Source organism: Brevundimonas aurifodinae (assembly GCF_040195595.1).
GTDB lineage: Bacteria > Pseudomonadota > Alphaproteobacteria > Caulobacterales > Caulobacteraceae > Brevundimonas > Brevundimonas aurifodinae.
In genome coordinates this window covers 13,759-34,581 of record NZ_JBEGDD010000011.1, presented here as the reverse complement: position 1 = coordinate 34,581, position 20,823 = coordinate 13,759, and the positions used below count along the sequence as shown (strand labels likewise).

The window sequence follows — 20,823 nt, the reverse complement described above, 5'->3', positions numbered from 1 at the left end:
CGGATTGGCGGCGGGGGGCAACGCCCCCGCCTTCCGATTAGCCCCGCAGCTTGCGGGTCAAGGCCTCGACGTCGCGGGCGATCTGGTCGTCCTGGGGCATGAGCTCCTCGATCTTGCGCACGCCGTGCAGGACCGTGGTGTGGTCGCGCCCGCCGAAGCGACGGCCGATGTCGGGATAGGACCGGGTCGTGTGCTGCTTGCACAGCCACATGGCGATCTGGCGCGGGCGGGCGACGGCGCGGGTGCGGCGTTCGCTCAGCAGGTCGGCCTGCTTCATGTTGAAGTGCTCGGCGACGGTCTTCTGGATCTCGTCGACGGTGATGCGGCGCTCGGGGCCGCCGCGGAGCGCCGAGCCGAGCAGGGCCACGGCCTCGTCGGCACCGAGGGTGGTCAGGCGCGGACCGGCGGCGGCGGCGAGGGTGTTGATGGCGCCTTCCAGTTCGCGCACCGAGCCGGGGGTGCGGTCGACCAGCTGTTCCAGCACGTCGCGCGGCGCCTCGCCCGAGACCAAGCCCATGCGGGCGAAGGCGGCGATGCGGTTCTGGGCCACGGCGATCTTCAGCGTCCGGTCGGCGGGCTCGACCGGACAGGTCAGGCCGGCGGCGAGGTGGCTGCGCAGGCGCGGCTCCACCTCCGTCAGGGCCATGGGCGGGCGGTCCGCCGACAGGACGATGCGTTTGCCGTCCTCGATCAGAGCGGTCAGCGTCGAAAGCAGCTCCTCCTGCGTGGAGGCCTTGCCGCCGACGAACTGGACGTCGTCCAGCAGCAGCATGTCGGCCGAGCGCAGGCTCTCCTTGAAGGCGGCGGTCGAGCGGTCCTGCATCGCCTTGACGAAGGTCGAAAGAAAGCGTTCGGCGGTCAGATAGACGACCTTGGCGTCGGGGCGCAGGCGCTGCGCCTCCCAGGCGATGGCATTCAGCAGGTGGGTCTTGCCGTAGCCGTAGGGGCCGCAGAAGAAGATCGGGTTGAAATGGCCGTCGGCCCAGGCGGCCGTCTGGCGGGCGATGGCCAGGGCGAAGGCATTGCCCTGACCCTCGACGAAGCTGTCGAAGGTCAGTCGCTCCTGCAGCCCGGCGGCGCGGACCGCGCGGGCGCCGTCCGTGACGGGCGGAACGGTCGGTGCCACCGGTGTCTCCAGCCCGGCCGTCGAAAGCGCCTGGACGGCGACGGCGGAGGCCGGGGTGACCGAGGCGACTTCGGCGCGGCAACGGACGTCCAGCCGGCGCGACAGGCCGTCGAGCCCTAGCCACAGCTCGTTCAGACGACGCAGGGCGTTCTTCCGGACCCAGTCCCGGGCATAGCCGGTGGGGGTGACCAGGATCAGCTGGCCGGCGCCGTCGGCGCGGACGGCGGAGGGAGCGATGTAGGAGCTGAACGGACCCTCGCCGATCTCGGCGCGAAGTCGCAGCGAGGCTTCGGTCCAGATCCGCTCCGGATCGGTCATGTTCGTCGACGCCGCCGCCAGTCCCCCCATGGTTTCCTCACCCGCCTCAAAAATGTCATGCCACTCCGGAACCGTACGGTTCCGGACCTTCGCCGGGACGGTCTGATCGAGGGACGACTTCACCTGCCTCTCGAAGCGTGCGCTTCGAAAAGGGGGGCCGACCTGGCGAACAGACATCTCCCGCCGGCGCAGGGGTTTGAGGCCCCGCTCCGTCTTCATCCGTGAAGGGATGGAAGTGCGTTAGGAGCCAAAACTTACGCCCGGGGCGGCGAGGGTCAACGCTGATTCGTTGGCGTGACGGCAACTAAATTCGTTGACTCCGCCAAGTGTAAATCCTGCTTGGGAAAATGAGCGTTTCGCCTGTTCGGCGAGCCCCGTTTCCCCTGTGATCACTTATCCGCATACGGCGAAACGGCGAATAAGCAGGTGCCTATTCGCCGTTGAAATCATTTGATTTTCGCGTGACAGGCCGATGACGGCCGATCGGAAGCCGTGTCAGGCCGCCGACATTTTCTTCAGCTGGGCGGCCAGGCGCGACACCTTGCGCGAGCCAGTGTTCTTGTGAACCACGCCCTTGGTGACGGCGCGCATCAGCTCGGACTGGGCCTGGACGAAGGCGCCCTTGGCGGCGTCGGCGTCGCCGCCGGTCACGGCTTCCTGAAACTTCTTCAGGAAGGTGCGGACGCGGGTGCGGCGCGACTTGTTCACTTCGGTGCGCGCGGCGATCTTGCGGATCGCTTTCTTGGCGCCGGCATTGTTGGCCATTCGTCAGAACCTATCAACGGAAACGCCGCGGACACCCCGTCCACGGCGCGGAAATCTTCAAGAGCCGGGGCGTATAGCGGAAGGGGCGGGGAGGGTCAACGAAGAGTCTACCTGCCCCTGAAATCCGGTTTCCGCTTTTCGATGAAGGCCGTCATGCCCTCCTTCTGGTCCTCGAAGGCGAACAGGGAGTGGAACAGGCGGCGTTCGAACTGGACGCCCTGGGTCAGGGTCGTCTCCAGGGCGGCGTTGACCATCTCCTTGTTGGCCATGACGGCCAGGGGGCTCTGGGCGGCGATCCTGGCGGCGATCTTGCGGGTCTCGTCCAGCAGTTGGTCATGGGGGAAGACGCGCGACGCCAGGCCGGCGCGCTCGGCCTCGGCGGCGTCCATCATCCGGGCGGTCAGCACCATGTCCATGGCCTTGGACTTTCCAACGAGACGGGTCAGGCGCTGGGAGCCGCCGATGCCCGGCGCGACGCCCAGGTTGATCTCGGGCTGGCCGAACTTCGCCTTGTCCGAGGCCACGATGAAGTCGCACAGCATGGCCAGCTCGCAGCCGCCCCCCAGAGCGAAGCCATTGACGGCGGCGATGATGGGTTTCCGGAACCGCACGATCCGGTCGTGGCCGTGGGCGAAGAAATTTCCCCGGTACATTTCGGCATAGGTCTGGTCGGCCATCTCCTTGATGTCGGCGCCGGCGGCAAAGGCCTTGTCGCCCGATCCGGTCAGGATCAGGCAGCGGACCGTGTCGTCATGTTCGACCGCGTCCAGGAAGGCGGCGAGGTCGGTGAACAGGGCCGAGTTCAGGGCGTTCAGCGCCTCGGGCCGGTTGAGGGTGACCACCGCATAGCCGTCGGCGTGACGTTCGATCAGCAGGGTGTCGTAGGTATCGGCCATGGGGGTCTCCTCCAGCGCGGGCTTACCAAGGCCCCGGGTGGGGCGAAAGGACCGGGCGCGTGGCCCGTTCATCAAAAAATGGGTGCGAAGCGTCTGAATAGTGCGAAATCGGCCTCCCGCCTTGGCCCGGTTCGGGACTGTCGGCGCAGTCTAGGGGATGGCTGCGTCAGAAGCGGACGTAGCCGATGGCCCCTTCATCGCCTCTGGCACGCCGGGCAGTAGAAGGTCGAGCGGCCGCCCTGGACGATGCGGCGGATGACGGGATGGGCGGGGTCGCGGCGGCAATCCTGACCCTCGCGGCCATAGACGTCGAAGGCGTGCTGGAAATAGCCCTGCCCCCCTTCCGCGTTCGCGAAGTCGCGCAGCGTCGAGCCGCCCGCCGCGATGGCTTCGGTCAGGACGTCGCGGATGGCGACCGTCAGGGCCTCCAGCCGGGGGCGGGAGACGCGGCCGGCGGGCAGGGTGGGAGAGATCCTCGCCCGCCACAGGGCTTCGCAGACATAGATGTTGCCCAGCCCGGCGACGATGCGCTGGTCCAGCAGGCTGACCTTGATGTTCTGCGCCTTGCCCCGGAAGGCCTCGGCGAGATGGGCGGCGGAGAAGGCGTTGCCGAGCGGCTCGGGGCCGATGGCGGCGAACCAGGGATGGGTCTCGACCGCGTCAGAGGCGATCAGGCCCATGAAGCCGAAGCGGCGGGCGTCGGCGAAGCCCACGCGGGTCGAGGCGGCGTCCCGGATCGCGCAAAGGCTCATATGCTCGTGCTTGCCGGCGATCGGGGCGGCCTCCTCGAACTCGCCCAGCTGTTCGCCGTCGATCGTGAAGCGGCCGGTCATGCCCAGGTGGGTGACCCAGGTGTCGCCGGTCGACAGGGGGGCCAGCAGGTATTTGGCGCGGCGCTGGACGCCAAGGACGGTCGCGCCGTCCAGCCGCTCGACGAAGCGGTCGGGGAAGGGAAAGCGCAGGTCCGGCCGGTTCTGGCGCACGCGGGTCAGGCGCGCGCCGACCAGGACGGGCTCCAGGCCGCGCCGGACGGTCTCGACCTCGGGAAGCTCGGGCATGAGGCGGGTCTAGCGGCGGCCGCGACGTAGCGCAAAGCGGGTCTGGCAGGGGATCTCCGGTTCCGGACGAACCGCATCGGAAAACGGCGCCGAACCGCCGCCAGATACCCATGTTTCCGTGACGTGGCCGACGCACGAGTCGGGCATGCGTCCTTCCAGACGCCGCTCGGTTTGGGGGAATCGATGACGTTCGTGCAGACGCTCGCGGGAAGCCGCAGAGGCGACCGCTTGGCCGGGACGGGGCGGTCTCTGCGTCGGGGTTTCCTGAAACTGCGTCTATCGCTCGCGGCCGGTATTGACGCGGCCTCACCGATCGCCGCTGCCCTGGTCCTGGCGCTGGCGCTGTCCGCCTATTTCGCCCTGCTGCCCGGCGTCGATCTGACGGTGAGCGACCTGTTCCACGATCCGGCCCTCGGCTTCGTGGCGACGACGGACCCGGCGTTGAGGGCGCTGCGAAAGTCGTCGAGCTGGGTCATGGGGCTGACGCTGCTGGCTCTCATCGTCATCGCCGTGCGCGGGTGGTGGACGGGTTGGCGCGAGGCGCGCAAGGCGCTGTTTCTGATCTCCGGCCTCGCGCTGGCGTCGGGGCTGGTGGTCAACGGCGTGTTCAAGTCGAGCTGGGGCCGGGCACGTCCGATCCAGATCGAGGCCTTCGGCGGCGAGGCCGAGTTCACGCGGGCCTGGGCGATCACCGACCAGTGCGCCTCGAACTGTTCCTTCGTCTCGGGCGAGGCGTCTTCCGCCGCCTGGATCGCGGCGGTGGCGGTTGTCATGACGCCGCAACCGTGGCGCGCCATCCTGATCCCGGCGGTCTTCGCCTATGCCGCCGCCCTGTCGTTCAACCGCCTGTTGTTCGGCGGTCATTTCCTGTCGGATATCGTGCTGTCATGGGCCATCACCGCGCTGGTTCTCTGCCTGTTGCATCGCTTCATGCTCCACTGCCCCGTCGCGGCGCGACGGGCGCGCCGCCGCCGTCGGGCGCGACCGTCCCTGGGCACGGCCCTGGCCTGATCAGGATCGACCTGGTCGGAGTGGCGGTCGCTACGACCGATAGGCGTCGTGGCACGATCCGCAGGTGGCCCGCGTGGCGGCCCAGGCCTCATTCGCGGCGGCGGCGTCACCGGCGGCGATGGCGTCGCGAAGGCGGGCGGTCGCGGACTGATAGTCGGCGGCCTTGGCCTGGAAGCCGGTCCAGTCGGTCCAGATCTCGGGTTTCGCCTTGGTCGAGGGAACCGCCGACGGGCCGGTGCCGGGCACGAAGGCGACGGTCATGGACGCCGCCCAGCGGGACAGGCCGTTCGAAGCGAAAGCCAGCTGCTGGAGCGGAACCCCGGCGTCCAGACCCTGTTTGATGCCGCCGAAAGTCGCCGCCGACATGGCGAAGGAGGCCTGGCGCACCGCCACGATCTTGGCGGCGTCCTCTGGCAGAACCTCGTCCTGCGCCCCGGCGACACCGGCCACGCACATCAGGGACAGAGCCCCCGCGATCAGAACCCGCTTCATCGACCCGCCTCCGATGGATAGAAGACGAGGCTGCGCCCGTGCCGTGACGCTGTCAAACGGGGCGGCTATGGCCATTTCGGCGGTCGCGGTGTAGGAGGCGCGCGCTCCCCGCAATGACGCCCCTTATCCAGCGGCCTCCGAACCTGTCGGCCGCCTTTTCGCATTGAACGACCCAGAACCCACCATGAACCTACGCAACGTCGCCATCATCGCCCACGTCGACCACGGCAAGACCACGCTGGTCGACCAGCTCCTGGCCCAGTCGGGCGTCTTCCGAGCCAATGAGGCGACGACCGAGCGCGCCATGGACTCCAACGACCAGGAGAAGGAACGCGGCATCACCATCCTGGCCAAGTGCACCTCGGTGCTCTGGAACGGCGAGGCGGGCGAGACGCGCATCAACATCATCGACACCCCCGGCCACGCCGACTTCGGCGGCGAGGTGGAGCGGATCCTGGGCATGGTGGACGGCTGCGTCATCCTGGTGGACGCCGAAGAGGGCGTGATGCCCCAGACCAAGTTCGTGCTGACCAAGGCGCTGAAGATGGGCCTGCGTCCCATCCTGTGCATCAACAAGGTCGACCGCGCCCACGCCGATCCCGACCGGGTCCACAACGAGACCTTCGACCTGTTCGCCGCCATCGGCGCGACGGACGAGCAGCTGGACTTCCCGCACATCTATGCCTCGGGCCGCAACGGCTGGGCGACGCTGGATCTGAACCAGCCCAACGACAATCTGAACCCCCTGTTCGACCTGATCGTGCGCCACGTCCCGCCGCCCAAGGTGCAGGACAACCGCGACAAGCCGTTCCAGATGCTGAACGTGCTGATCGAGAGCGATCCGTTCCTGGGCCGCATCCTGACCGGCCGCATCGAGAGCGGCAAGGCCGTCCCCGGCATGGCGATCCACGCCCTGGACCGGAACGGCAAGGAGATCGAGCGGGGCCGGATCACCAAGGTCCTGGCCTTCCGCGGCCTGAAGCGCCAACCGCTGGACGAGGGCTCCGAGGCCGGGGACATCGTCGCCATCGCCGGGATGTCCAAGGCGACCGTGGCTGACACCCTGTGCGCCATGGAAGTGACCGACGCCCTGCCGGCCCAGCCGATCGACCCGCCGACCATCAGCATGACCGTATCGGTCAACGACAGCCCCCTGGCCGGTCGCGAGGGCGACAAGGTCCAGTCGCGGGTGATCCGCGATCGCCTGCTGAAGGAGGCCGAGGCCAACGTCGCCATCCGGGTCACCACGACCGAGGGCGGCGACGCCTATGAGGTCGCGGGTCGAGGCGAACTGCAGCTGGGTGTTCTGATCGAGAACATGCGCCGCGAGGGCTTCGAGGTCTCGATCAGCCGCCCGCGCGTGGTGTTCCAGGAAGGCGAGAACGGCGAGAAGCTGGAGCCCATCGAGGACGTCATGATCGACGTCGACGACGAGTTCTCGGGCATCGTCATCGAGAAGCTGTCGGCGCGTAAGGCCGAGATGACCGACATGGGCCCGTCGGGCGCCGGCAAGACCCGCATCCAGCTGAAGTGCCCGTCGCGGTCGCTGATCGGCTATCAGGGCGAGTTCCTGACCGACACGCGCGGCTCGGGCGTGCTGAACCGCGTGTTCAGCCACTACGAAGCCTACAAGGGCGAGATCGCGGGCCGCCTGAAGGGCGTGCTGATCTCCAACTCCGACGGCGAGACGGCGGCGTTCGCCCTGTGGAACCTGGAGGATCGCGGCGTGATGTTCGTGGGCGCCGGCGAGAAGACCTATGAAGGCATGATCATCGGCGAGAACAGCCGCTGGGACGACCTGGACGTCAACCCGATCAAGGGCAAGCAGCTGACCAACGTCCGCGCAAGTGGCAAGGACGAGGCCGTGCGCCTGACACCGCCGCGGGTCATGAGCCTGGAACAGGCCATCGCCTATATCGCCGACGACGAACTGGTCGAGGTGACGCCCAAGTCGATCCGGCTGAGGAAGCAGACGCTGAACCCGAGCTTCAGGAAGAAGCGCCAGCGGCCGGAATAGGGCTTGGGGCTTAGGGCTTAGGGCTTGGGCAGGTGTGCGACACCTAAGCCCAAAGACCTAGGCCCAAAGACCTACTCGCCGCAGACCGCACACGCCGAATCCGCCGTGACCGCCACCGTGCGGCTGGTGGCGGACAGGCCGTCGTAGAGCAGCAGACGCCCGGTCAGCGGCTCGCCCGCGCCGGTGATCAGCTTGATCGCCTCCAGCGCCGCCATCGAGCCGATCACGCCCGCAAGAGCTCCGACCACGCCGACGCGGGCGCAGGTCTCGGCGTCGGGCGGCAGGTCGGGCACCAGGCAGCGGTAGCAGGGGCGGCCGGTGAAGACGCCGACCTGTCCGTTCCAGCGGCCGAGCGCGCCCGAGACCAGTGGAATGCCGGCGGCGACGCTGGCGGCGTTCACGGCATGGCGGACGGTGAAGTCGTCGGTGCCGTCCAGGACGACGTCGGCCCCGGCGATCAGGGCGGCGGCGTTCGCCGGGCTCAGGGCCTGGGCGACCGGTTCGATGCGGACATGGGAGTTGAGGGCGGTCAGGCGACCGGCGGCCACCGCGACCTTGGGTCGGCCGACGTCTGTGGCGGCGAACAGGATCTGGCGCTGGAGGTTGGACAGGGAGACCGTGTCCGGGTCGATGACGCGGATCGCGCCGACGCCCGCCGCCGCCAGATACATCGCCGCCGGTGAGCCGACGCCGCCCGCGCCGATGACGGCGACGGTGGAGGCCGCGAGCCGCTGCTGTCCCGGTCCTCCGATCTCGGACAGGACCAGATGGCGGGCGTAGCGTTCGACTTCGTCCGGAGAGAATTCCATGCGCCCTCAGTTAGGCGCAGGCGAGCCGGGCGTCACGCGGCCTTTTTGAGCTCGACGATGCGGTCCGCCTCATGGGCGGTGATGCGGGACATGTCGGTGGCCCCGATGGCGCGCAGCATGGCGGCGGGATCGTCGCACAGGGCCATCGGCTCATGGAAGCTGCGGCTGGCGATGGGCTTGTCGGACAGGACGCGGACGTTCTGGTGGCGGCGATCCTCGCGGATGCGGCGCATCAGGCGGTCGATGTCCTGGCGCGAGCCCTCGATGCCCTGCAGGCACCAGCCCTCGTGAAACATCACCGCCGAGGTCAGGTTGTCGCGCCGATTGTTGGTGATGGCCGCGCCCAGGATCTGGGCGACGGACAGGGTCGATGCCCCGGTGGAGCCGACAGCCTCGCTGGCATAGATCAGCCTATAGAGCACGACATAACCTCAAGTTGGCGACGTAGCGGTGTGATATTGTCAATGTAACGGGTTACAGTGGTTTTATTGTGTCTTTCGCGAGGCGTTGTATTTGCAATGGTTTCGTGTCGGCGGGGCTTGCCGCGCCCCATTTCGGTCGCCATCTGCGGCCCATGAGCGAGCGCACGACGACCTTTCCCGACTGGCACGGCACAACCATTCTGGCGGTGCGAAAGGACGGCCGGACCGTCATCGCCGGCGACGGCCAGGTCTCAATGGGGCCGACCATCGTCAAGGGCGCGGCGCGCAAGGTGCGGACCCTGGCGGGCGGCAAGGTGCTGGCGGGTTTCGCGGGAGCGACGGCGGACGCCTTTACCCTGATCGAGCGGCTGGAGGCCAAGCTGGAGCAGTATCCGGACCAGCTGGCGCGCGCCTGTGTCGACCTGGCCAAGGACTGGCGGACCGATCGCTACCTGCGGCGGCTGGAGGCGATGCTGCTGGTGGCCGACAGGCACAGCATCTTCACGGTCACCGGCGTGGGCGACGTGCTGGAGCCCGAACACGGCGTGGCGGCGGTGGGATCGGGCGGCAACTTCGCCCTGGCGGCGGCCCGGGCCCTGGTGGACAACACCGATCTGGACGCGGAAGGCGTGGCGCGCCGGGCGATGGCGATCGCGGCGGAGATCTGCGTCTATACGAACGGGAACCTGACGGTGGAGACGCTGGGATAGGGTTCGTTTAGGTCGCGGGGACAAGGTTCATCACCAAGGGCACCAAGGATGCACCAAGGACACCAAGGGACCGAGCCCGTCCCCGAGAGCGTGGACCAGATCGGACGGGCCGTCCTCAATGCGGCGTTCGCCGTGCATAAGACCCTGGGGCCTGGGCTACTCGAGACCGTGTACGAGGCCTGTCTCGCGGAAGAACTGCGCAAGTCCGGCCTGAGCGTCGAGCGTCAGGTTGGGATTCCCGTGACATACGGCGAAGTGCGAGTGGATGTGGGTTATCGCCTCGATCTGCTGGTCGAACGAGTCGTGATTGTGGAGGTCAAGGCGATCGACGCCTTGGCGTCGATCCATGCGGCTCAGGTGCTGACCTACCTTCGGTTTTCAGGCGTGCGCCTCGGCTATCTCATCAACTTCAACTCGGTCCTGCTGAAGGATGGCCTGCGGCGCATCGTGCTCTGATGCCTTGGTGTCCTTGGTGCATCCTTGGTGACCTTGGTGATGAACTCCTCTCCCAAAGCCTGACCGACTTCCCATTTGAGCCCCATGACAGACCTTTCCCCCCGCGAGATCGTTTCCGAGCTCGATCGCTTCATCGTCGGACAGGATGACGCCAAGCGCGCCGTCGCCGTGGCTCTGCGGAACCGTTGGCGCAGGAAGCGCGTGCCCGACGACCTGAGGGACGAGGTCACGCCCAAGAACATCCTGCTGATCGGACCGACCGGCGTCGGCAAGACCGAGATCGCGCGGCGGCTGGCCAAGCTGTCGGGCAGTCCGTTCCTGAAGGTCGAGGCGACCAAGTTCACCGAGGTCGGCTATGTCGGGCGCGACGTCGACCAGATCGTGCGCGACCTGGTCGAGGCGGCGCTGGTGATGGTGCGCGATCAGCGTCGGGCGGGCGTCCGCGCCAAGGCCGAGGCGGCGGCCGAGGAGCGCATCCTGGACGCCCTGGTCGGGCCGGGCTCGCAGCCGGCGACGCGGGATGCCTTCAGGAAAAGGCTGCGCGCAGGAGAGATGGACGACAAGGAGATTGAGGTCGAGATGGCCGAGAGCGCTCCGGCCATTCCGGGCATGGACCTGGGCGGCCAGAACGTCGGGCTGATCAATCTGTCGGAGATGCTGGGCAAGCTGGGCGGAGGGCGCACGAAGGCGGTCAAGACCACCGTCAAGGCGGCGATGGCTCCCCTGATGACCGAGGAGAGCGACAAGCTGCTGGATCAGGACAGCCTGGCGCGTGAGGCCGTGGCCCTGGCCGAGAACGAAGGCATCGTCTTCATCGACGAGATCGACAAGGTCGCGGCGCGCCAGGACCGGGGTGGGGCCGACGTGTCGCGCGAGGGCGTGCAGCGCGACCTGCTGCCGCTGATCGAAGGCACCACCGTCTCGACCAAATACGGGCCGGTGACGACCGACCATGTGCTGTTCATCGCGTCCGGCGCCTTTCACGTCGCCAAGCCGAGCGATCTGCTGCCCGAACTGCAGGGGCGGCTGCCGATCCGGGTGGAGTTGAAGGCCCTGACGCGGGATGACTTCGTGCGCATCCTGACCGAGCCGGAGGCCAATCTGATCCGCCAGAACCAGGCCCTGCTGGCGACCGAGAAGGTGGATCTGGTCTTCACGCCCGACGCGGTCGAGGCTCTGGCCGACGCGGCGGTGGCGGCGAACTCGGCGGTCGAGAACATCGGCGCGCGGCGGCTGGTGACCGTGATCGAGCGAGTGCTGGAGGAGACCTCGTTCAAGGCCTCGGACCTGTCGGGCCAGACGGTGTCGTTCGACGGGGACGCGGTTCGCGAGCGGGTGGCCGAACTGGCCAAGGACGCGGACCTGAGCCGGTTCATCCTCTGACCCGCGATGTTCTCCCTCCACTTCAGGGGAGGGCAGGTCGCGAAGCGACCGGGTGGGGGCGGCCCTTTCCTGCTCGTCGTCTGGACCATCGGCCGCCCCCACCCGGCCTTCGCTTCGCTTCGACCACCCTCCCCGTGCCGGGGAGGGAGAAGCCTTGCTCGCCCGCCTTAAAACCAGCGCGATCCGTGCTATAAGCCGCGCCTCCCGCCCCCCGGGACCCCCTGCTAGGACCCCTGCCTTGAGCCTGACGCTCGATCTTTCGCGCCCCGCGCCGACCGCCCCCGTCAACCTGTCCGGTCTGACGCGCGAGGGCCTGCGCCAGGCCTTGATCGACGCCGACATCTGTCCGCCGGAGAAGGCCAAGATGCGCGCCAGCCAGGTATGGGGCTGGATCCACCACTATGGGGTCACCGATTTCGACGCCATGTCGAACGTCGCCAAGGAAACGCGGGCCAGGCTGGCCGAGGCCTTCACCCTGGCCCGGCCCGAGATCGTCGAGCGGCAGGTGTCGAACGACGGCACGAGGAAGTGGCTGATCCGCACCGCGCCGGGCATCGAGATCGAGACGGTCTATATCCCGGACGTGGGCCGGGCGGGGGCGCTGTGCGTGTCCAGCCAGGTGGGCTGCACGCTGAACTGCACCTTCTGCCACACCGGCACCCAGAAGCTGGTCCGCAACCTGACGGCGGCGGAGATCGTGGCCCAGGTGCAGGTGGCGCGCGACGATCTGGGCGAATGGCCGTCGCCCAAGGAGGACCGCCGCCTGTCGAACATCGTGTTCATGGGCATGGGCGAACCGCTCTACAATCTGGACCACGTCGCCGATGCCATCGACATCATCAGTGACAACGAGGGCATCGCCCTGTCGCGTCGCCGGATCACGGTCTCGACCAGTGGCGTGGTGCCGCAGTTGCAGGCGCTGGGCGAACGGACCCAGGCCATGCTGGCGATCAGCCTGCACGCGACGAACGATCCGCTGCGCGACGTGCTGGTGCCGCTGAACAAGAAATACGACCTGGCCGAGTTGATGGACGGCATCCGGGCCTATCCGGGCCTGTCGAACGCGCGCCGGGTGACGTTCGAATACGTCATGCTGAAAGGCGTCAACGACAGCCCCGACGAGGCCCGCGCGCTGCTGAACCTGATCAAGGGCATCCCGGCCAAGATCAACCTGATCCCGTTCAACCCCTGGCCCGGCACAGACTACGAATGCTCGGACTGGAAGACGATCGAACGGTTCGCGGCGATCCTGAACAAGGCGGGGTATGCCAGCCCCATCCGGACGCCGCGGGGGCGCGATATCCTCGCGGCTTGCGGCCAGCTGAAGAGCGAGAGCGAGAAGGTCCGGGCGAGCGCGCTCAGGCGAGCGGAGCAGGCGGCGGTAGAGGCGGCCTGATGCTTCGATCGTTCACCCGCTACTGGTATAGCTGGGTCGTTTGGTTGGCCTTTTGTGCCTTCATTGCATGGCGATTTGGAGGCAGATTGTTGGGGTCCGCCTTGGTTTTCTCGATCTTGGTGGTGCCGACCGTCCTTTGGGTCAGGCGACGACTGTCTAACGCTGAACTCTAGAGTGCACGAGGCTCAGCTCGCCATCCGACGCGATGCCCAGGATCGCTCGTCGAAGTCCATGGCGCGGGCGACGGCGATCAGCGACTGACCATCCTGACGCTGCTCCACGACCACGATGTCACCAGGCTGGAAGCTCCAGGCCTCATCCTCAGGCACGCTCTCATCCGCGAGCCGGTAGGTCGTTTCACCAAGCCGATGCGCCTGCACCGGCCGCCAGACGTCGGTGCCCTCGTCCAGCAGGCGGACGAAGACCGTCGCGAGGTCAGTAGATGAAGCCGTCGCCGCCGACATGGATCACGTCTCCCGTGACATCGTCGATCACAACGGACCGACCTGTTCGAGGATGAGTATAGCGCGTTGCGGGGCCGCTTGTCTCAACATTGACCGTGGCGACGGATTGCCCGTCGCGAACCGCCTCCTCGATCTGTGCAGCCGTCCAGCCACGCGCGGCCATCTGACGGGCGAGACGGGCGGGAGACTTCACCACGCCCGGCCTAGCCTCACGACCGATAATCCCCGTTGATCTCGATGTAGCCCTTGGTCAGATCGCAGGTCCAGACGGTGGCGGAGGCGCGGCCCATGCCGACGTCGACGACGATGTCGATCTCGGCGTTCTTCATATAGGCGGTCATCTTCGCCTCGTCGTAGGTCGAGGAGACGGCCCCGTCGACGGCGGCCTGATGCGGGCCGAAGCGGATGGCCAGGTGATCGCGGTCAACCGGCTCCTCGGTCTTGCCGACGGCCATGACGATGCGGCCCCAGTTGGCGTCCTCACCGGCGATGGCGGTCTTGACCAGGGGGCTGTCGGCGATGGACTTGGCCAGTTTGCGGGCCGAGGCGGGCGACGCGGCCCCTTCGACGGTGATCCTGACGAACTTGGACGCGCCCTCGCCGTCGCGGACCAGCTGATGGGCCAGGTCCAGCATGACCTTGTCGAGCGCGGCGGAGAACGCCTTCAGGCGACGGTCGCCCACCCGGCCAATGCGCGGCGCGCCCGAGGTGCCGGTGGCGAACAGCAGGCAGGTGTCGTTGGTCGAGGTGTCGCCGTCCACCGTCACGCTGTTGAAGGTGGTGCGGACGTGCAGGCCCAGAAGCGCTCTGAGCACCGTGGGGTGGATGTCGGCGTCGGTGACGATGAAGGCCAGCATGGTCGCCATGTCCGGCGCGATCATGCCCGAGCCCTTGGCGATGCCGGCGATGCGGACGGTGTAGCCGTCGACCTTGCACTCGGCGAACGATCCCTTGGGGAAGGTGTCGGTGGTCATGATGCCCCGACCGGCGGCCGCCCATTGCTCGGAGGCGGGGGTGTCGCCGTCCAGCCGCTGCTCGACCTCGACCAGGCGGGCCACGATCTTGCGGTCGTCCAGCAGGACGCCGATCACCCCGGTGGAGGCCAGCATGACGTCGCGCTGGCGGCAGCCGAACCGCTTGGCGACCTCGGAGGCGGTGCGTCGGGCGGCGTCGGCCCCGGCCTTGCCCGTGAAGGCGTTGGCGCAGCCGGCGTTGACCACCAGGGCGCGGACGTCCTGACCGCCGCCCGCCGCGTCGAGGTGGCGGCGGCACCAGTCGACGGGGGCCGAGCCGACCTTGTGCCGGGTGAAGACCCCGGCGCAGCTGGTGCCCCGGGCGAAGCGGAACACCACCAGGTCGTCGCGCTCGTGCTTGTAGAAGCCGGCGCGGGCGGTGGTCATCTCGACGCCGCCGACGCCGGGGATGGCCGGGAAGGGGACGGCGAGGGGCGAGACCTTCAGGCCGGGCTTGCCGGGCGCGGCGGGGGTGGCGAGCGTCGCCGGGCCCTGGGTGGCCTTGCGGATCGCCGTGGCGAAGGGGTCCAGCGCCTTGCCGACCGCCTGTTCGATGGCCTTGCCGGTGGCGCCCGGAGCGCGCGGTGCGCGGCTCACGGAGCCGCCTTCGACGCGGGCGCGGGCGCGGCGGGCTGGGTGGCCGGAGCCGCCGCCGGGGCCGGTGCCGCGACGGCCGGAGCGGAGGCCGGTTCCTGGGCCTGACGGTCGTCGGCGGCGAGAAGGACCTCGACCTCGGCCTTGCCGCGCAACTCCTCCAGTAACTGCCGGACGCCTTCGTAGGTCAGATAGCGCACGATCTGTGGCCGGGCCTGTTCGAGCGTCGGCGGGCTTTCGCGGCGGCGATCCTCGACCCGCAGGACCGCCCAGCCGCCCTCGGTCTGGAACGGGCCGACGGTGGTGCCGGCGGGCGCGTCGCGCAGAGCGTTGGCATAGGCCTGGGGCATGACGTCGATGGTGGAATAGCCCAGGTCGCCGCCGGAATAGCGGGTCGCCTCGTCGATCGACCGTTCCTGGGCCACGGCCTCGAAGGTCGCGCCTTGTCCCAGGATGCCGATGACGGCGTCGGCCTCCTGGCGGGTGCGCGACAGGATCAGGCGGACGCGGATCTCCTCCGATGTGCGGGCCAGGCGCAGCTGCTCCTGGTACAGGGTCTGGACGGCCTGATCCGAGATCGCGCCGTTGACGACGTTCTCGACCAGCATGTCGCCCAGGATACGCTCGCGCGTCGCCTCCAGCCGGCGCTGGGCCAGGGCGGAGTTGTCGAGACCGCGCCGTTCGGCCTCGCGGGCCAGAAGCTTCTGATCGACGACCTCGTCCAGCACGCGGCGGAACAGGTCCGAGGTCACGTCCAGGGGTTCGCCCTCGCCGACCAGACCCTGCGCCACCGCCTCGCGCTTGACGTCGGAGGCCCAGATGGTCTGGTTCTGGACGCGGGCGACGGCGCGGTCGCCGGGTTCGGGCGGACGTTCGTCGCCCCCGCCGCGTCCGCAGGCGGCGAGGACCAGGAGCCCCGCGAAGGCCAGGAGGGTCAGGGGGTGGCGAAAGTGCCGCATGGCGCGCTCCGTCCCGCTTGAAAGAGGGGCCAAACGCAGGGCGGGAAAAGCCCCTCGCGTTGACAGGGGTATGGCCGGTGCTTAAGTCCCGCCTGCGCCCAAGTCGAGGGGTTTTCGAGCGTTCGCGCGGCCCCGGCGCCGCCCCGTCCGGCGGCCCCTCTCGCGGCGTTGATCGCCGCCCTCCCCGGGATCGCTCCCGGGGCATTCCTGAGCTCTGAACCGCTCGTCCGTTTCCGGATCATCCATGCTCGGCTTCGCCAAGAAATTCTTCGGCTCTTCCAACGACCGCAAGGTCAAGGACTTCATGAGCCAGGTCCAGAAGATCAACGCGCTGGAGCCCAAATACGCCGCCCTGTCCGACGACGAGCTGCGGATGATGACCGACGCCTTCCGCGACCGGGTCGCCCAGGGCGAGGGCCTGGACAAGCTGTTGAACGACGCTTTCGCCGTGGCGCGCGAGGCCTCCAAGCGGGTGCTGGGCCAGCGGCAGTACGACGTGCAGCTGACCGGCGGCATGATCCTGCACGAGGGCGGCATCGCCGAGATGCGGACCGGCGAGGGCAAGACCCTGGTCGCCGTGGCCCCGGTTTATCTGAACGCCCTCAGCGGCAAGGGCGTCCACGTCATCACCGTCAACGACTATCTGGCGCGACGCGACGCCGAGTGGATGGGCCGGGTCTATCGGTTCCTGGGTCTGGAAGTGGGCGTGATCGTCAACGGCCTGTCGTCCGGACAGCGCCAGGCGTCCTACGGGGCCGACATCACCTATGGCACCAACAACGAGTTCGGCTTCGATTATCTGAGGGACAACCTGGTCTATGACCGGCGCGAGATGGTCCAGCGTGGCCACCATTTCGCGATCGTCGACGAGGTCGACTCCATCCTGATCGACGAGGCGCGGACGCCCCTGATCATCTCGGGTCCGACCGAGGACCGCTCCGAGCTCTACAAGGTGCTGGACGGCATCGTGAAGGAGCTGATCAAGGATCCGGCGACGTTCGATCTGGACGAGAAGCAGCGCCAGGCCCTGCTGACCGAGGAGGGCTCGGAACGCATCGAGCAGCTGCTGGAAGAGGGCGGACACTTCGCCGAGGACACCACCGGCCTGTACGACGCCGCCAACATCAGCCTGGTGCACCACACCAATCAGGCCCTGCGCGCCAACACCCTGTACCAGCGCGACAAGGACTACATCATCAAGGGTGGCGAGATCATCCTGATCGACGAGTTCACCGGCCGGATGATGCAGGGCCGCCGCCTGTCCGAGGGCCTGCACCAGGCCATCGAGGCCAAGGAGGACGTCAAGATCCAGCCCGAGAACCAGACCCTGGCCTCGGTGACGATCCAGAACTATTTCCGCCTCTACGACAAGCTGTCGGGCATGACCGGCACGGCTGCGACCGAGGCCCAGGAGTTCCTGGACATCTACAAGATGGACGTCCTGGAGGTGCCGACCAATCGTCCGGTCCAGCGCATCGACCATGACGACGAAGTCTATCGGACCTACAAGGAAAAGAACCAGGCGATCGCGATGCAGATCGCCGAATGCCATGTGAAGGGCCAGCCGATCCTGGTCGGCACCGTGTCGATCGAGAAGTCCGAGCAACTGTCCGAGATGCTGCGGACCTATGCCTATGAGGTCGAGGTCTCGCGCACGCTGAAGCCCGAGTATGCGGGCCGCGAGAAGGACGCCCAGAAGATCGGCGACGCCGCCTATGACATCCAGACCGTCAAGGGCAAGGGCATCCCGCACAGCGTCCTGAACGCCCGCCAGCACGAGCAGGAGGCCTATATCGTCGCCGATGCGGGCCTGCCGGGGGCGGTGACCATCGCCACCAACATGGCCGGCCGGGGCACCGACATTCAGCTGGGTGGCAACCTGGAGATGCGGCTCGAGAAATACCGGCAGGACCAGCGCAATCTGGCCGTCGAGGTCACGCCCGAGATGCTCGCCGCCGAAGAGGCGCGGCTGAAGGCCGACATCGCCGTGCAGAAGGAAAAGGCCCTGGCCGCCGGCGGCCTGTTCGTGCTCGGCACCGAGCGCCACGAAAGCCGCCGCATCGACAACCAGCTGCGTGGCCGGACCGGCCGTCAGGGCGACCCGGGCACGTCGAAATTCTTCCTGTGCTGCGAGGACGACCTCTTGCGCATCTTTGCCGGCGACCGGCTGGACGCGATCATGAGGAACTTCGGCGTGGCCGAGGGCGAGGCCATCAGCCACCCGTGGCTGAACCGGGCGGTCGAGACGGCGCAGAAGCGGGTCGAGACCCGCAACTACGACATCCGCAAGAACCTGCTGAAGTACGACGACGTCGTGAACGACCAGCGCAAGGCCGTGTTCGAGCAGCGCCAGGAATTCATGGACTCCGACGACCTGTCCGAACTGGTCGGAGAGTTCCGCCACGACGTGGTGACCGACCTGGTCGACCGCTTCATGCCGCCCAAGGCCTATGCCGAGCAGTGGGATATCGACGGGCTGGACGAGAAGGTCCGCTCAACCCTGGGGCTGGAGCTGCCGCTGCACGACTGGGCCGCCGAGGAGGGCGTGTCCAACGAGGAGGTCGAGGAGAGGCTGCAGGCCGCCGCCGACGCCCGCGCCGCCGAGCGTCTGGAACAGCTGGGCGAAGGTCAGATGCGGGGGCTGGAGAAGCAGTTCCTGATGCAGATGATCGACATGCAGTGGCGCGAGCACCTTATGCACCTGGACCATCTGCGCGGCGTCATCGGCCTGCGCGGCTACGGTCAGCGCGATCCGCTGAACGAATACAAGACCGAGGCCTTCAGCCTGTTCGAGACCCTGCTGCACGAGCTGCGGCACAATGTGACGCGCTGGCTGATGACGGTGGAGTTCCGCTTCGAGGCCCCGCCGCCGATGGACCTGCCCGAGTTCCAGGAGATCCACCTGAACCCCGGCACGGGCGTGAACGAGATGGCCGACCCGATGGCGCAGAACCCCGAAGGCCAACTGCAGGGCGACGCCCGGGCGCGGCTGCCCGTCGAGATGCTGCCGGCCGGCTGGGAACGGACGCCGAGGAATGCCGACTGCCCGTGCGGATCGGGCCGCAAGTTCAAGCACTGCCACGGCGCGCTGGTCTGAGGCTTGCGCCGAGCGACGCAGTTGCTCGGTGCTTGAGCGCTGGCCTCAAGTCGGCCGTGTGGTAGTCTTCGTCTGACGAGGAACGCAATGGGCAAGCACGAGACCATCACGGCCGAGATCGGCGAAGACATCTACGCGGATGTCGAGGCGGCCGTGGCTGCGGGCGAGTTCGCGTCGGTTGGCGCGGCGCTGACGATGATCGTCAGCGAATGGGCCGCAGAACGCCGGGCCGAAGAACGTTCGGTCGAAACGCCGGAGTTCATCGCCTATGCCAAGGCCTTGATCGAGGAGTCCCGCCGGGATCCCCGACCAAGCATTCCGGCAGACGTCGTGTTCGCAGAGCTCCGCGCGCGATACTCGGATCCTGCGTGAGGGTCGAACTGTCGGCGGAAGCCCGCGCGGACATTCAGGACATCGCCGACTTTATCGCCTGCGACAGCCGTCGGGCAGCTTTCGACTATGTCTTGCGGATCGAGCAACGCTGCCGCGCGCTGAACCGGATGCCGCAGCGATTTCCGATCGCCTACAGGTTGGATCCACCGGTGCGCCAGCGAACGCTGGGTCGCCACTACATATTCTATTCGGTGCAGCGAGATCATGTTTTGATCGAACGTGTTCTGGACGCTTCGCGAGACATTTCGGCAGCGATGTTCAAACGATGACAACCTCTCACAAACCCCTCTTCTCCCGCGCCCTGGCGCTCGATCCCGAGCGTTTGCATTTCGCGGCGCATAGCCATCACCTGTGGCCGGACGCCTCGTTCGACGGGCAGGTGCGGGCCTGGGTCGAGGCGAACCATTTCGCGGATCGCAAATGGGACCTGGTGTTCGGCGAGGTCGTGCCGGAGGCGCAGCGGCACGTCGCCAAGGAGCTGGGTCTGCCTGATCCGGAGACGGTGGTTTTTGCGCCCAACACCCACGACTTTCTGATCCGCATCTTCTCGGGCTTTGAGACCCGGCCGATCCACATCCTGACCACGGACGGAGAGTTCCACGCCTTCCGACGCCAGGCCGAGCGGTGGGAGGAGGCCGGCGAGGCGGTCGTCACACGCGTCTCGCTCGAACCCTTCGACACGTTCGATCAGCGCTTCGTGGCGGCGGCCGCGGGCGGCGGCTTCGACGCCATCGTTGTCAGCCAGGTCTTCTTCAAGACGGGCCAGGCCATAGGGTGCATCGACGATCTGGCGGCGCTGGCCAGACCCGAGGGCCCGTGGGTGGTCGTGGACGGCTATCACGGCTTCATGGCCACGCCGACGGACCTGTCGACGGTCGCGGACCGGATCTTCTACGTCTCGGGCGGCTACAAATACGCCATGACGGGCGAGGGGGCCGGTTTCCTGCACGCGCCCGACGGCTTCTGCGCGCGGCCGGTCGTGACGGGCTGGTTCGCCGAGTTCGGCAATCTGATGGGGCCGCCGGAGGGCGTGCAGTACCGGGGCGACGCCGGGCGGTTCTGGGGGGCGACGTTCGATTCCACGCCGCTGTATCGCTTCAACGGCGTGCGGCGGATGCTGGAGGAGAACGGCCTGACGACGGCGGACGTCTCGGCCCATGCCGACCAGTTGTCGTCGCGCTTCTTCGAGGCCTTGCAGGGCGGCGAATGCGGCCGACTGGGTGAGGCGGCGGTGCTGAACCCCCCGTCGGGCGACAACCGGCCCCGCGCGCGGTTCCTGGCGCTGAAGCACAAGGACGCCCAGGCCTGGCGGGCCGATTTGCTGGCCGCCAACGTCGTCACCGATGTGCGTGACGAGGTGATCCGCTTCGGCTTCGGCCTCTATCAGGACGACGAGGACGTCGAGACGTTGATCGCGGTCTGCGGCCGACGGTTCGGCTGACGC

21 protein-coding genes are annotated in these 20,823 nt (G+C 67.8%); 10 read left to right on the top strand and 11 right to left on the bottom strand.

What is annotated here, in order from left to right:
• Positions 1-37 precede the first annotated feature (37 nt).
• From dnaA to mutM, 4 genes are all read right to left on the bottom strand, one after another.
• The gene (gene dnaA / locus ABN401_RS12870; protein ID WP_349685367.1) at positions 38-1,474 is read right to left on the bottom strand and encodes a chromosomal replication initiator protein DnaA; all 1,437 of its coding nucleotides are present in this window, start codon (positions 1,472-1,474) and stop codon (positions 38-40) included.
• 465 nt (positions 1,475-1,939) lie between these two features.
• A complete protein-coding gene (rpsT, locus tag ABN401_RS12865) occupies positions 1,940-2,209 on the bottom strand; it encodes a 30S ribosomal protein S20 (protein ID WP_349685260.1) in 270 nt (89 codons plus the stop codon).
• A 107-nt stretch (positions 2,210-2,316) separates the two neighbouring features.
• Positions 2,317-3,105, bottom strand: a complete 789-nt coding sequence (locus tag ABN401_RS12860) for an enoyl-CoA hydratase-related protein (RefSeq protein ID WP_349685259.1) — start codon at positions 3,103-3,105, stop codon at positions 2,317-2,319.
• Positions 3,106-3,299: 194 nt separating this feature from the next.
• Positions 3,300-4,163 carry a bifunctional DNA-formamidopyrimidine glycosylase/DNA-(apurinic or apyrimidinic site) lyase gene (mutM, locus tag ABN401_RS12855; protein ID WP_349685258.1) on the bottom strand — a complete coding sequence of 288 codons (864 nt, stop codon included), beginning with the start codon at positions 4,161-4,163 and terminating at the stop codon, positions 3,300-3,302.
• 183 nt (positions 4,164-4,346) lie between these two features.
• On the opposite strand from mutM, the gene ABN401_RS12850 reads away from it, so the two are divergent.
• Positions 4,347-5,174: a phosphatase PAP2 family protein gene (locus ABN401_RS12850; protein ID WP_349685257.1), complete on the top strand. Its 828-nt coding sequence runs from the start codon at positions 4,347-4,349 to the stop codon at positions 5,172-5,174.
• Between the two features lie 30 nt (positions 5,175-5,204).
• On the opposite strand, the gene ABN401_RS12845 is transcribed toward ABN401_RS12850, so the two are convergent.
• Complete coding sequence (locus tag ABN401_RS12845; RefSeq protein WP_349685256.1) at positions 5,205-5,666, bottom strand: c-type cytochrome; 462 nt, start codon at positions 5,664-5,666, stop codon at positions 5,205-5,207.
• 184 nt (positions 5,667-5,850) lie between these two features.
• Here ABN401_RS12845 and typA point away from each other — a divergent pair, with 184 nt between their 5' ends.
• Entirely contained in the window at positions 5,851-7,683 is a 1,833-nt protein-coding gene (gene typA / locus ABN401_RS12840) for a translational GTPase TypA (protein ID WP_349685255.1), read from the top strand.
• Positions 7,684-7,754: 71 nt separating this feature from the next.
• On the opposite strand, the gene ABN401_RS12835 is transcribed toward typA, so the two are convergent.
• Both ABN401_RS12835 and ABN401_RS12830 read right to left on the bottom strand, forming a co-directional pair.
• Entirely contained in the window at positions 7,755-8,492 is a 738-nt protein-coding gene (locus ABN401_RS12835) for a HesA/MoeB/ThiF family protein (protein WP_349685254.1), read from the bottom strand.
• Between the two features lie 32 nt (positions 8,493-8,524).
• Positions 8,525-8,914, bottom strand: coding sequence for a BLUF domain-containing protein (locus ABN401_RS12830; protein ID WP_349685253.1), 390 nt, complete (start codon positions 8,912-8,914; stop codon positions 8,525-8,527).
• 152 nt (positions 8,915-9,066) lie between these two features.
• On the opposite strand from ABN401_RS12830, the gene hslV reads away from it, so the two are divergent.
• The 4 genes from hslV (at position 9,067) to rlmN (ending at position 12,859) form a co-directional block, all read left to right on the top strand.
• Positions 9,067-9,624: an ATP-dependent protease subunit HslV gene (gene hslV, locus ABN401_RS12825; protein ID WP_349685252.1), complete on the top strand. Its 558-nt coding sequence runs from the start codon at positions 9,067-9,069 to the stop codon at positions 9,622-9,624.
• 90 nt (positions 9,625-9,714) lie between these two features.
• Entirely contained in the window at positions 9,715-10,080 is a 366-nt protein-coding gene (locus ABN401_RS12820; RefSeq protein ID WP_349685251.1) for a GxxExxY protein, read from the top strand.
• An 84-nt stretch (positions 10,081-10,164) separates the two neighbouring features.
• Positions 10,165-11,463: an ATP-dependent protease ATPase subunit HslU gene (hslU, locus tag ABN401_RS12815; protein ID WP_349685250.1), complete on the top strand. Its 1,299-nt coding sequence runs from the start codon at positions 10,165-10,167 to the stop codon at positions 11,461-11,463.
• Positions 11,464-11,701: 238 nt separating this feature from the next.
• The gene (rlmN, locus tag ABN401_RS12810) at positions 11,702-12,859 is read left to right on the top strand and encodes a dual-specificity RNA methyltransferase RlmN (protein WP_349685249.1); all 1,158 of its coding nucleotides are present in this window, start codon (positions 11,702-11,704) and stop codon (positions 12,857-12,859) included.
• A 185-nt stretch (positions 12,860-13,044) separates the two neighbouring features.
• On the opposite strand, the gene ABN401_RS12805 is transcribed toward rlmN, so the two are convergent.
• From ABN401_RS12805 to ABN401_RS12790, 4 genes are read right to left on the bottom strand one after another with little or no spacing between them, the layout of a single operon-like run.
• Entirely contained in the window at positions 13,045-13,323 is a 279-nt protein-coding gene (locus ABN401_RS12805; protein ID WP_349685248.1) for a hypothetical protein, read from the bottom strand.
• A complete protein-coding gene (locus tag ABN401_RS12800; RefSeq protein ID WP_349685247.1) occupies positions 13,295-13,516 on the bottom strand; it encodes a colicin E5-related ribonuclease in 222 nt (73 codons plus the stop codon). Before ABN401_RS12800 ends, ABN401_RS12805 begins: the two co-directional genes overlap by 29 nt.
• A gap of 16 nt (positions 13,517-13,532) precedes the next feature.
• Positions 13,533-14,933 carry a bifunctional glutamate N-acetyltransferase/amino-acid acetyltransferase ArgJ gene (gene argJ / locus ABN401_RS12795; RefSeq protein WP_349685246.1) on the bottom strand — a complete coding sequence of 467 codons (1,401 nt, stop codon included), beginning with the start codon at positions 14,931-14,933 and terminating at the stop codon, positions 13,533-13,535.
• A complete protein-coding gene (locus tag ABN401_RS12790; RefSeq protein ID WP_349685245.1) occupies positions 14,930-15,889 on the bottom strand; it encodes a peptidylprolyl isomerase in 960 nt (319 codons plus the stop codon). The genes argJ and ABN401_RS12790 overlap by 4 nt, the downstream gene beginning before the upstream one ends.
• 244 nt (positions 15,890-16,133) lie before the next feature.
• Here ABN401_RS12790 and secA point away from each other — a divergent pair, with 244 nt between their 5' ends.
• From secA to ABN401_RS12770, 4 genes are all read left to right on the top strand, one after another.
• Positions 16,134-18,986, top strand: coding sequence for a preprotein translocase subunit SecA (gene secA / locus ABN401_RS12785; RefSeq protein WP_349685244.1), 2,853 nt, complete (start codon positions 16,134-16,136; stop codon positions 18,984-18,986).
• 87 nt (positions 18,987-19,073) lie between these two features.
• Positions 19,074-19,358 carry a hypothetical protein gene (locus ABN401_RS12780; protein ID WP_349685243.1) on the top strand — a complete coding sequence of 95 codons (285 nt, stop codon included), beginning with the start codon at positions 19,074-19,076 and terminating at the stop codon, positions 19,356-19,358.
• Positions 19,355-19,648, top strand: coding sequence for a type II toxin-antitoxin system RelE/ParE family toxin (locus ABN401_RS12775; RefSeq protein WP_349685242.1), 294 nt, complete (start codon positions 19,355-19,357; stop codon positions 19,646-19,648). The genes ABN401_RS12780 and ABN401_RS12775 overlap by 4 nt, the downstream gene beginning before the upstream one ends.
• Positions 19,645-20,820 carry an aminotransferase class V-fold PLP-dependent enzyme gene (locus ABN401_RS12770; RefSeq protein WP_349685241.1) on the top strand — a complete coding sequence of 392 codons (1,176 nt, stop codon included), beginning with the start codon at positions 19,645-19,647 and terminating at the stop codon, positions 20,818-20,820. The genes ABN401_RS12775 and ABN401_RS12770 overlap by 4 nt, the downstream gene beginning before the upstream one ends.
• The last annotated feature ends 3 nt before the right edge of the window (positions 20,821-20,823 follow it).